The 10,897-nt window shown below is 62.1% G+C and carries 11 protein-coding genes; 1 reads left to right on the forward strand and 10 read right to left on the reverse strand.

Annotation, left to right across the window (positions count from 1 at the left end; genetic code table 11):
• Positions 1 to 66: 66 nt before the first annotated feature.
• Positions 67 to 858, forward strand: a complete 792-nt coding sequence (locus DV520_RS08780; protein WP_021920896.1) for a hypothetical protein — start codon at positions 67 to 69, stop codon at positions 856 to 858.
• Between the two features lie 97 nt (positions 859 to 955).
• On the opposite strand, the gene rpsU is transcribed toward DV520_RS08780, so the two are convergent.
• The 10 genes from rpsU to DV520_RS08830 form a co-directional block, all read right to left on the reverse strand.
• The gene (gene rpsU / locus DV520_RS08785; RefSeq protein WP_021920897.1) at positions 956 to 1,138 is read right to left on the reverse strand and encodes a 30S ribosomal protein S21; all 183 of its coding nucleotides are present in this window, start codon (positions 1,136 to 1,138) and stop codon (positions 956 to 958) included.
• A gap of 195 nt (positions 1,139 to 1,333) precedes the next feature.
• Complete coding sequence (gene leuS / locus DV520_RS08790; RefSeq protein WP_117142474.1) at positions 1,334 to 3,748, reverse strand: leucine--tRNA ligase; 2,415 nt, start codon at positions 3,746 to 3,748, stop codon at positions 1,334 to 1,336.
• An 87-nt stretch (positions 3,749 to 3,835) separates the two neighbouring features.
• A complete protein-coding gene (gene rsfS / locus DV520_RS08795) occupies positions 3,836 to 4,198 on the reverse strand; it encodes a ribosome silencing factor (protein WP_021920899.1) in 363 nt (120 codons plus the stop codon).
• Between the two features lie 55 nt (positions 4,199 to 4,253).
• Complete coding sequence (locus tag DV520_RS08800; RefSeq protein ID WP_117142475.1) at positions 4,254 to 5,846, reverse strand: LCP family glycopolymer transferase; 1,593 nt, start codon at positions 5,844 to 5,846, stop codon at positions 4,254 to 4,256.
• Positions 5,843 to 7,051, reverse strand: coding sequence for a nicotinate (nicotinamide) nucleotide adenylyltransferase (gene nadD, locus DV520_RS08805; RefSeq protein WP_117142476.1), 1,209 nt, complete (start codon positions 7,049 to 7,051; stop codon positions 5,843 to 5,845). The genes DV520_RS08800 and nadD overlap by 4 nt, the downstream gene beginning before the upstream one ends.
• 24 nt (positions 7,052 to 7,075) lie before the next feature.
• Entirely contained in the window at positions 7,076 to 7,405 is a 330-nt protein-coding gene (locus DV520_RS08810; protein WP_021920750.1) for a YhbY family RNA-binding protein, read from the reverse strand.
• Positions 7,389 to 7,988: an XTP/dITP diphosphatase gene (locus tag DV520_RS08815; RefSeq protein WP_117142477.1), complete on the reverse strand. Its 600-nt coding sequence runs from the start codon at positions 7,986 to 7,988 to the stop codon at positions 7,389 to 7,391. The genes DV520_RS08810 and DV520_RS08815 overlap by 17 nt, the downstream gene beginning before the upstream one ends.
• A complete protein-coding gene (gene rph, locus DV520_RS08820; RefSeq protein ID WP_117142478.1) occupies positions 7,985 to 8,710 on the reverse strand; it encodes a ribonuclease PH in 726 nt (241 codons plus the stop codon). The genes DV520_RS08815 and rph overlap by 4 nt, the downstream gene beginning before the upstream one ends.
• A 54-nt stretch (positions 8,711 to 8,764) precedes the next feature.
• Positions 8,765 to 9,631: a signal recognition particle-docking protein FtsY gene (ftsY, locus tag DV520_RS08825; protein WP_021920753.1), complete on the reverse strand. Its 867-nt coding sequence runs from the start codon at positions 9,629 to 9,631 to the stop codon at positions 8,765 to 8,767.
• Positions 9,632 to 9,657: 26 nt separating this feature from the next.
• The coding region (locus DV520_RS08830; protein WP_148881884.1) for a coiled-coil domain-containing protein at positions 9,658 to 10,897 on the reverse strand (1,240 nt) is incomplete at its 5' end.

The following is a 10,897-nucleotide window of genomic DNA, read 5'->3' on the forward strand; positions in this document are numbered from 1 at the left end:
GTGGGGGAACCATCTGTTCCCTGATTATACACGAACCGAAACCAATGGACAAGGGGGTTCCTTTTTATGATGTATCCTTCCCCGCGGCAATTCCTGCTCACGCCGCCCCAATCCTTGGACCAGGCCCAAACTTGGGGTCTTCCTCTGGCCCACATGGCCTATCAACTGGATGAGACTGGTCAACTTTGCCAGGCCCCTCTCCCGCCCCATGGCAAGGGTGGTTTGATGTTGGTGGGGGTACCCACCTCTCCTGCTGGACAATGTGATCCCCGCCGGGCAGTCCGGGACATTCTTACCGTCTGCCAGGGGCGCGGCTTCGGCGGCGTCATTCTGGACCTGGAGCAGCCGCCCACCCGGTTCCTCTCCCAGCTCATCTGCGGCCTGGAGGAGGGGCTGACCCAGCGGAAACGGACCCTTTTCCTGCCTGAGTCCTATGGAAATTACAGCGACCGGGCGTCCATCTATCTGACCTCCGCCATCTCCGGAGGTTCTTTGCGGCGGCGGTTGGAGGAGGCCATCGACACCTACGGCCCCCACCGGCTGGTTCTCTGCCTCCGGCGGGCCCGGGACGATTTCTTTCTCCCCTCCGTCAAGGGGCAGGGCCGGCCCATCTCCCAGGAAACCTTAGAGCGGCTGCAGCGCCGCCTGAACCCCTCGGTGTTCTTCTCCCCGGACCTCTGCGCCCACTACTTCACCTACATGAGCCGGGAGACCGGGGCCCACTTCATCCTCTTTGACGACGGGGAAAGTCTGGAGAAAAAACGGACATTGGCCCAGGAACTGGGCATCTCCCGGTTTTTCCTGCTCTATCCAGAGATCGCGGAATTCCTGCCCAGGCTGGTCCGCCAGGAGGCTTGAGCATACGCAGGCTGTCTGGAGCCGACGCAGGTTTTCCCCGGGGCGTACGCCATGAAAAAACCCTGTCCGGGCACAACCGGACAGGGTTTTCAAGCTATTAATAATACTTTTTACGATTCTTCCGCGCTGCTTCGGACTTCTTGCGGCGCTTCACGCTGGGGCTTTCGTAGTGCTCTCTTTTCCGCACCTCAGCCAGGACGCCAGACTTGGCGCAGCTGCGCTTAAACCGTTTCAGAGCGCTTTCCAGAGATTCATTCTCTCTCACATGGACTTCAGACATTCGTTTTCCCTCCCTCCGAAGTGGTGGACTGTATCTTCCACGCACCAAAGGGCCATCGTAAAATATGGCTTTAACAGTGGTATTATATGCAATTTACAGAAGATTGTCAAGGTGTATTCCTAAGAATTTTATCATTTCCCGCGCATACCAAGGAAATACCCCTTCCATATTCGCCGCCTTAGAGGCGACCCCTCGTCATGCCTTGGGCTTCAGGATCAGATTCACCAGCTTATTGGGGACATGGATGACCTTAACGAGCTCCTTCCCCTCCATCAGCTTGGCAATCTTGGCCTCGGCGGTGACCGCCGCCAAAACGGCATCCTGGTCGCTGTCCGTGGCCACGGTGACGGTGGTCTTCAGCTTGCCGCCCACCTGCACCGCAATGGTGACCTCCGAGGCCACCGTTTTGCTCTCATCATAGGCCGGCCAAGCAGAGGTGCTGGCCATGCCCTCCCAGCCAAACCGCTCCCACAGCTCATCGGCCATGTGGGGGGCAAAGGGCGAGAGGAGCTGGAGCATGGTGCGGAACTCCGCCTGGTTGACCCCTTTATCATAGAACTGATTGGTGAGGGTCATCAGCGCGGCAATGGCCGTGTTGAACTTCATGTTCTCAATGTCATCCGAGACCTTCTTAATGGTCTTGTGCAGGAGGGCCTCGTTTTCCTTGCCGTAGGCTTCGGCCGGCGTAACCTGCTCGGCCAGATTCCAGATGCGGTCCAGGAACCGTTTGCAGCCCTTTACCGCGTTGTCAGACCAAGCGGCCGCCTTCTCAAAGTCCCCGATGAACATGATATACATCCGCATGGTGTCCGCGCCGTACTGGGCAACCACGTCGTTGGGGTTGACCACGTTCCCCCGGGACTTGGACATCTTCTCGCCGCCCTCGCCCAGGATCATCCCATGGCTGGTCCGCTTGTGATAGGGCTCCGCATAGGGAACCACGCCCAGGTCATAGAGGAACTTATGCCAGAACCGGGAGTAGAGGAGATGGAGGGTGGTGTGCTCCATTCCGCCGTTGTACCAGTCCACCTGGCCCCAGTAGCGCAGCGCCTCCTGGGAGGCCAAGGCCTTGTCATTGTGGGGGTCCATGTACCGCAGGAAGTACCAGGAAGACCCAGCCCACTGGGGCATGGTGTCGGTCTCCCGCTGGGCCGGGCCGCCGCAGCAGGGGCAGGTGGTGTTCACCCAGTCGGTCATGGTCGCCAGGGGGGACTCCCCGTTGTCGGTGGGCTCATAGCTGCTCACCTCGGGCAGCAGCAGGGGGAGCTGCTCCTCCGGCAGAGGAACCCAGCCGCACTTGTCGCAGTGGACCAGGGGAATGGGCTCCCCCCAATACCGCTGGCGGGAAAAGACCCAGTCCCGGAGCTTATAGTTGACCTTCTCATGGCCAATTCCCTTCTCCTCCAGCCACTTCTTCATCACTGGAATGGCTTCCTTCACCGTCAGGCCGTTGAGGAAGTCGGAGTTCACCATGATCCCGGTGTCGTCCTTCAGGGTAAAGGCCGCCTTCTCGATGTCCCCGCCCTGGACCACTTCAATGATCTCACAGCCAAACTTCTTGGCAAATTCCCAGTCCCGGTCGTCGTGGGCCGGCACCGCCATGATCGCCCCGGTGCCGTAGGACACCAGAACATAGTCCGAGATGAAAATCGGGATCTTCTTTCCGTTGACGGGGTTGATCCCCGCAACGCCCTCCAGCTTCACCCCGGTCTTTTCCTTGGCCAGCTCGGTCCGCTCAAAGTCAGACTTCCGGGCCGCGGCCTCCACATAGGCGGTGACCTGGTCCCAGTTGCCGATGGCGTTCTTCCACCGGGCAATGTAGGGGTGCTCCGGCGAGAGCACCATGTAGGTGGCGCCAAAGAGGGTGTCGGGGCGGGTGGTATAGATGACCAGGTCATCCCCCTGGGTGGTGGGGAAGGTCACCTCCGCGCCGGTGGAGCGGCCAATCCAGTTTTTCTGCTGAATCTTCACCCGCTCGATGAAGTCCACCTGGTCCAGGTCGTCAATCAGGCGCTGGGCATACTCGGTGATCTTCAGCATCCACTGGCTCTTCTCCTTCCGGATGACCTCGGAGCCGCAGCGTTCACAGACGCCGTTGACCACCTCCTCGTTGGCCAGCACGCACTTACAGGAGGTGCACCAGTTGACGGGCATGGAGGTCTTGTATGCCAGGCCCTTCTTGAACAGCTGGAGGAAAATCCACTGGGTCCATTTGTAATACTTGGGGTCGGTGGTGTCCACCACCCGGTCCCAGTCAAAGGAGTAGCCCAGCATCTTCAGCTGCTTGGTAAAGTTGGCGATGTTGTCGTGGGTCACCTTGGCGGGGTGAATGTGGTTCTTGATGGCATAGTTCTCCGTGGGCAGGCCGAAGGCGTCATAGCCCATGGGGAAGAGCACATTGTAGCCGTCCATCCGCCGCTTCCGGGCCACCACGTCCATGGCGGTATAGGGCCGGGCGTGGCCCACATGGAGTCCCTGGCCGGAGGGATAGGGGAACTCCACCAGGGCGTAAAATTTGGGCTTGTCCCCGCCGGTCTCGGCATGGTAACAGTTCTCCTTGGCCCAGCGGTCCTGCCATTTGCGCTCAATGCGGTTAAACTCGTACTTCAATCTGATCACACTTTCCTGTTTTTATAATCGAGTCGATTTCAAATTGTCACGTGACAGCCAGCCGGGGGGCTTCCCCGGCCGGGGGATTCACTCTCCGGGCTGGAGCACCTGGCTCAGGTCCACCACCTTGGCGTCCTCCCACAGGCGGTCCAGGTCATAAAAGGCCCGGGCCTCCTTGTCAAACAGGTGGACCACCACGTCGCCGTAGTCCTGCAGAATCCAGGTTCCTCCCCGGTGCCCCTCCACGTGATGGGGGAGGATGCCCGCCTCCTTCATGGCTCTCTCCCCTGCGTCGGCCAGCGCCTTGAGCTGGGGGGCTGAGGTGCCCGTACACAGGACGAAGTAGTCTGCCAGAGTGGTTACGCTGTCGGTCTCCAGCACCCGGATGTCCTTGCCCTTCTTGCTGTCCAGTGCCTGGGCCAGCAGCAGGGCCATCTCTTTTGGTGTCATAGGCTCTTCCTTTCTCATCGCTGGGCCCGCCCTGGCGGGCGGAGGTCCCAGCGGTTTAGTCTGTGGTCTGTCCTTGGGCGGCATCCCCCGCAGCCTGCCCGGTCTGGGCTGTGGTGTCACTCTCCACAGGCAGATTGTTCACCGTGGTGTCCTGAACCACATGCTGCATGTCCGGGGTGATGTCCTCCAGATAGGGGTTCATATATTGGTTGATCAGGTCCCGCAGGGCACTGGAGTTGACGAAGACATAGGACTGGTAATTCTGATAGGTGGGGCTCCACATGGTGCCCGTATAGTCTCCTGGCAGGTTGTGGAAGCGGATGCTCCCCTCCTTCAGTCCCAGGGCCCGTTCCCCGAACCAGATCATCTCTCCATAGTCCAGGTTGCTCTCCAGGTTTCGGTCCACAATGTCCACGATCTCGCCGATCTTGGTCAGGGTCCCCAGGCTCACCATCTCCTTGGCCAGCGCCCGGAGGAAGGAGTGCTGGACTTCAACCCGGCCCACATCCCCCACGGAGAGGCTCTCCCCGCTGTTGTTTTTCCGCCAGCGCAGGACCTTTACCGCGTCCTCTCCGTTCAGGTGCTGCATTCCTTTTTTGTAATGAATGTGCAGGTCCTGGGTGGGGTCATCGTAGTCCATGTTATAGGGCACCTCATAATCCACGCCGCCGATGGCATCCACCAGCTCCGCCACCGCGTCCAGCTCCACCACGAAATAGTAGTCCGGGGTATAGCCGATGAGGTTTTTAATCTGCTTCTGGACCCCCTCAATGCCCTGTCGGTTGTACACCGAGTTGATCTTGGGAATCTCCCCCGGCACATCCACCATGGTATCCCGGTAGATGCTCAGCACGTCCACCGTGCCGTTTTTCACGTCGTAACAGCCCACCATCATGGTGTCCGTGTTGCCGCCGCCGCCTTGGCCATCATCCCGGCCCACCAGAAGGAAGGTATACACGTCTTCCCGCCGGCCAACCCCCAGGCTGCCGGGATCGGTCCCCGCCTCCTGGTTCTCATGGGTGGGGATATCCGGCGGCCGGACATAGATCTGGTGGATCACAAACCCAATGGCCAGCAGCGCCAGCAAAACCAGCAGCACCGTCACCAAAATCTTCCGCCGCCGCCTTTTTCGGGGGGGCGGACCGCCGGCCCCTCTGGGGGGAGGTCCGCCGCGGCCGCCGGTTCCTCCGGCAGGAGGGGGGGACTTTCGCTTTCGCTGGGGCGCCTTCTGTCCCCCCGGCCGCAGTTCCGGGAGCGGCTGCCACTCGTCAGAGGCAGGTTCCCTGTCCTGGGGGGGCGGGGCCGGCCGGCTGGGGCGCCGGGGCGGGTCAACCGGGGGCTCTGACCGGCGGTCTCCCCGGCTTTTGGGCCAGGGATCATCCCAGAGCTCCTCCTGAATCTGCCGCCGCTCCGCCGCCCAGTCGTCGCCCTTCTGGGCCGCCCGGCGGTCCTGGTCATACAGCCGGTCCCGGGGGTCCTCCCAAAAAGCTGCCCGGTAATCCTCGGGCATGGCATCCTGTTCCTGATAGATGCGGGAATAGACCCCCCGCTGGGCCTCGCGGTAGGCCTGCTCCTGCTTGCGCAGGCGGGAGCGTTCTTCCTTCTCTCTCTGTCTCATCTCTTCCTCGGAAAAGGATCGATTGTTCACCGCAGCTTCCTCCTCAGGTCATCCAGGGTCCCCTGGGTGTTCTGATGGACCACCGCACCTCGTTCCCGCAGCTCTTCCACGGTCATCTCCAGCCCCAAAATCATAGCCTGGTCCAAGTCCTCCCAAACCAGACGGCGCAGCTCCTCCACCCCGTCAAAGGCCCGGCTGGGCTCCATATAATCGGCCAGATACAGCACTTTGTCCAGCTTGGTCATCCCCGGTTTGCCCGTGGTGTGGCAGAAAATGGCGTCGTAGACATCATCAGGCTCCCCAAACACATACTTGGCCAGGGCAGCTCCGGTCTTGGCGTGGAGGAACTTGACCGAAACCCGCTCCAATTCATCCAGCGCAATCCCATACTTGTCACAGGCCGCCACCTGAGTCTCCAGGTCCCAATACTTGGTGCAGTCGTGAAGGATCGCCGCCCGGCGGGCCTTTTCCGGGTCCACACCCCAGAACTTGGCCAGAGCCACCGCCGTTTCCTCCGTCCCCTTGATGTGGGGCAAACGTTTGGCCTTGACCATGGAGTAGGAGATGGCCCGAAGGTGCTTGTCGCTGAGGTGCCGCAAATCCGCCTGGGTGCCGAAGAGCTTTTCCCGCAGAATATATCCATAGACCGGCGTCCATAGATACTGGGCGGGGTCCACGTTGCCCCCGGTCCACTCAGAGGCCAGCATACGCCGCAGGTCCCGGGAGGCGATCTCCGTCACCTTGGGCAGGTTCACCACCGTGGTCCGGGCGTGAAAGGTCTCTGCTAAGTACTGACTCTGCTCCTCAAAGAGCGCCTGGGTATCTTCCTCACTGCGGGAGAAGGCCGCCACGCCGGCATACTGGAAAATCCGCTCAGGCTGATACCAGTTTTGCACGGTGAGGAACATGTCCGTTCCCATGAGCAGCCACAGCTCATCCTCTGGAAAGGTCTCATGGAGGGCCTCCACCGTGTCGGCGGTGTAGCTCTTTCCCTCCCGGCGGATCTCCAGGTCCGAGACCTCCGCCCGGGGGCCCAGGCCATCGGCCATGAGGGCGGCCATCTCCAGCCTCTGCTGGGGCGTGGCCGCCTCCTCGGCCAGGTCCTTGTGGGGCGGTTCGCAGTCGGGAATGATGATCAGCCGGTCCAGGTTCATTTGTTCCAGGGCTGTCCGGGCCGCCTCCATGTGTCCCAAATGGGGCGGGTCAAAGGTCCCGCCATAGATTCCAATCTTCATGAAGTGATTCCACCTGCTTTCCCATTATGTTTGGGTCGGTTTCTTCCGGTCCTTCACCAACACGATCTTGTCTTTTTTCTCTCTGCTATGGCTCTCTCGATAAAGTACAAATTTGGTCCCAATGACCTGCACGCCTTCGCTTCGGGTGCGTTTGGCCAGCTCCTGGCAGGCCTCCCGGGCGGTGAGCATGGCGCTCTCCAGCACCCGGCATTTGATGAGCTCCCGGGCCTCCAGGGCCTCATTGGCCTGCTGCACCAGATTGTCTCCAATGCCGTCCTTTCCGATCTGCACAATCGTGTCCAGACCGTTGGCCATGCCCCGCAGCTGGGCTCTCTGTTTACTGGTCAGTTCCATTGTGTCGTTTCTCCCATTCCGTCTGAAATCCCGCCAGGGCACGGGCCCGGTGCGAGATTTGATTTTTTTCTTCCGGGGTCAGCTGGGCCATGGTCTTGCCCAGTTGGGGCAGGAAAAAGATGGGGTCATAGCCAAAGCCCCCCGCCCCGCTGGGTCCCTCGGCCAGAACGCCGGGGCACTCTCCCCGGGCCAGAATTTCAGACCCATCGGGAAAGGCGCAGCAGATCACGCTGACGAACCGGCAGGTCCGGTGGGACTGGCCCGCCATATTCCTCAGCAGCAGCTGCCACCGGCCGGTGTCGTCCAGGCCGGGGCCGCCGTACCGGGCGGAATAGACCCCAGGCGCCCCGTCCAGGGCATCCACCATAAGGCCGGAGTCATCGGCGATGGCGGGCAGCCCCGTGGCCTCCATCACCGCCTTGGCTTTGATTCGGGCATTTGCCTCAAAGGTGGTCCCCGTCTCCTCCGGCTCCAGGTCCACGCCCACATCCCGTTGGGAGAGGACTTCCACCCCCATCTGGGAGAGGATGGCCCGCATCTCCGTTATCTTTTTGGCATTGTGACTGGCCAGTACAACCTTCATAGGGCGCCTCCTTCCAGAACCGCCGCCTGGATGGCCAGAAGCTCCCGAATCCCCTTGGCGCACAGGTCCACCAGCTGACGCTGTTCCTGGATGGTAAAGGCCCGGCCCTCGCCGGTGCCCTGGAGCTCCACCAGATCCCCCTCCCGGGTCATCACGCAGTTGAGGTCCACCATGGCGCCGGAGTCCTCCTCGTAGCACAGGTCCAGCAGGGGGACATCGTCCACGATGCCCGCGGACACCGCCGCAACCTGGGTGGTCAGCGGCATCTCCCGGAGCACCCCCTCCTCCATGAGCTTCCGGCACGCCAGGGCCAGGGCCACGTATCCCCCGGTCACAGAGGCGGTCCGGGTGCCGCCGTCCCCCTGGAGTACATCGCAGTCGATGGTGATGGTCCGCTCCCCCAGCTTCCTGCTGTCCACCGCGGCCCGGAGGGCCCGGCCCACCAGCCGCTGGATCTCCGCCGACCGGGGCGCCAGCTTGAGCTTGGAGATGTCCCGGCGGCTGCGCTCCCGGTTGGCCCGGGGGAGCATGGAATACTCTGCGGTCACCCAGCCCTCCCCGTCGGGCACATGGGGCGGGGTGCGCTCCTCCACGCTGGCGGTGCACAGCACATGGGTGTTGCCCCAGCGAATGAGGCAGCTACCCTCGGCAAACTTGTTGATGTGAGGAAGGATCTCCACAGGGCGCAACGCATCCTGCGCCCTTGCATCCATACGAGCCATATTGGTTGCTCCTTTCTATCCTCGACTCCCCGTCTCCGGGGAATCCCCAATGACTTATACCAGGGCCTCGGCGAAGGCCGCCGGGTCAAAGGGCTGGAGATCGTCGATCCCCTCCCCCAGGCCCACGTACTTCACCGGTACGCCCATCTCCTTGGCAATGGCCAAAACCACGCCGCCTTTGGCCGTCCCGTCCAGCTTGGTGAGCACAATGCCGGTGATCCCGGCGCTCTGGCTGAACTGCTTGGCCTGGATCAGGCCGTTCTGTCCCGTGGTGGCGTCCAGAACCAGCAGAACCTCTTTGGAGCTGCTCTCCCCTTCCCGGTCAATGACCCGGCGGATCTTGTTCAGTTCGTTCATCAGGTTCTGCTTGTTGTGCAGCCGTCCGGCGGTGTCCACCAGAACCACATCCACCCGTCTGGCCCGGGCGGCGTTCATGGCGTCAAAGACCACGGCGGCGGGGTCGGACCCCTCCTCGTGCTTGACGATCTCCACCTGGGCCCGCTCGGCCCAGACAGACAGCTGCTCCGCGGCGGCGGCCCGGAAGGTATCCCCCGCCGCCAGCAGGACCCGGTTCCCATCGGCCTTCAGGCGGTTGGCCAGCTTGCCGATGGTGGTGGTCTTGCCCACGCCGTTGACCCCGATCATCAGGATCACCGCCGGCTTGCCGGACAGGTCCAGGCCGGGCTCTCCCACCGCCAGCATTTCCACCAAAATCTCCCGCAGGCAGGCTTTTACCTCCTCCGGCTCTTTGATCTTCCGCTCCTTTACCCGCTCCCGCAGGGTCTCCACCGCCTCCAGGGTGGTCTCCATCCCCATATCCGAGAGGATCAGGGACTCCTCCAGTTCCTCAAAAAAGTCCTCATCCACGGAGAACAGGCCGGAGAAAATATTGAGCTTCTTAATTTTATTAAACAATCCCATGGGGATGCCTCCTTGTTCGGTGTCTTTTAGGCCGGGGCGCCGTCCAGCAATGCTTCCGCTTGATGCAGGTCCAGCTTCAGCACCCGGCTGACCCCCTGCCGCTCCATGGTGACACCATAGAGGACATCGGCGGCCTCCATGGTCTCCCGGCGGTGGGTAATGAGCAGAAACTGGGTCTCTGAGGCCACCGCCCGCAGGTAGCGGATAAACCGGGCGCCGTTGGCCTCGTCCAGAGCCGCCTCAATCTCGTCCACCACGCAGAAGGGGGTGGGGTGAATCTTCAAAATGGCAAAGTACAGGGCGATGGCCACCAGGGACCGCTCTCCTCCAGAGAGAAGGCTGATGGCCCGCAGGGTCTTGCCCGGGGGCTGGGCCCTGATCTCAATGCCGCAGCGGAGCACGTCCGTCTCGTCCTCCAGGGACAAGGTCCCCTGCCCACCGCCAAAGAGGTCCGCGAAGGTCTGGGAAAAGGCCGCCTGAATCCGGGCAAACTCCCGACGGAAAATGGCCTCCATCTCCTGGGTGATCTCCTGGATCACTCCCTCCAATTCCCTTTGGGCGGTCTCCACGTCGTTTTTTTGGTCCTTGAGGTAGCCATACCGCTCCTCCACCCGCTGAAATTCCTCCACCGCCCCCAGGTTTACAGTGCCCAGGGCCTGTATGGCCTGGTTCAGCTGAACCGTGCGCCGCTGGGCCTGGGCCGCGTCCTCCACAGGGACCCGGACCGCCAGCGCCCCCTGGTGGGTCATGCCATAGGTGTCCCACAGCCGGTCCAGGAGGCGTTTTTCCTCCATGCCGGCCTGCAGCTTTCTCTGCTCCAGCACCCCGGCCTCTCGCTGCAGCCGCAGCTGCAGGTCATTCTGGGCCCGGGCCGCCCGGTCATTCTCCACCCGGGCCCGCTCCAGGGCCAGCTTTTGACCGGTGCTCTGCTCCAGCTGGACAGACAGTGCCCGCCGGGCAGCCTCCAGGGTTTCCACCTTGGCCTCCCGCTGGGCAATCTCCTTTTCCAGCGCCTGGGTTTGCTGGACCGTGTCCCGGAGCAGCCCGTCCTGGCGGGCCTGGTCTGCCTCAGCGGTCCGCAGCTGGTGCCGCAGCTGGGCAAGCAGCGGAGAGAATGCCCCCATGGTGCCCCGTAAAGATGCCAGTTCCTCTCCCAGGGTCCGAAGGGTCTCCTCCTGGTCGTTCTGGCTGCGAAGCAATGTTTCCGGCGGCGTGGGGCCGGCACTTTGGCGGGCCTCCAGGGCCTCCGCCGCCCGCTGGGTTTCC

Source organism: Evtepia gabavorous, assembly GCF_003425665.1.
GTDB lineage: Bacteria > Bacillota > Clostridia > Oscillospirales > Oscillospiraceae > Evtepia > Evtepia gabavorous.

Bases quoted from the DNA above. Each gene is read 5' to 3' on its own strand.
- DV520_RS08780 (WP_021920896.1), top strand. From the start codon at position 67: ATGATGTATCCTTCCCCGCGGCAATTCCTGCTCACGCCGCCCCAATCC.
- rpsU (WP_021920897.1), bottom strand. From the start codon at position 1,138: ATGTCTGAAGTCCATGTGAGAGAGAATGAATCTCTGGAAAGCGCTCTG.
- rsfS (WP_021920899.1), bottom strand. From the start codon at position 4,198: ATGACACCAAAAGAGATGGCCCTGCTGCTGGCCCAGGCACTGGACAGC.
- nadD (WP_117142476.1), bottom strand. From the start codon at position 7,051: ATGAAGATTGGAATCTATGGCGGGACCTTTGACCCGCCCCATTTGGGA.
- DV520_RS08810 (WP_021920750.1), bottom strand. From the start codon at position 7,405: ATGGAACTGACCAGTAAACAGAGAGCCCAGCTGCGGGGCATGGCCAAC.
- DV520_RS08815 (WP_117142477.1), bottom strand. From the start codon at position 7,988: ATGAAGGTTGTACTGGCCAGTCACAATGCCAAAAAGATAACGGAGATG.
- rph (WP_117142478.1), bottom strand. From the start codon at position 8,710: ATGGCTCGTATGGATGCAAGGGCGCAGGATGCGTTGCGCCCTGTGGAG.
- ftsY (WP_021920753.1), bottom strand. From the start codon at position 9,631: ATGGGATTGTTTAATAAAATTAAGAAGCTCAATATTTTCTCCGGCCTG.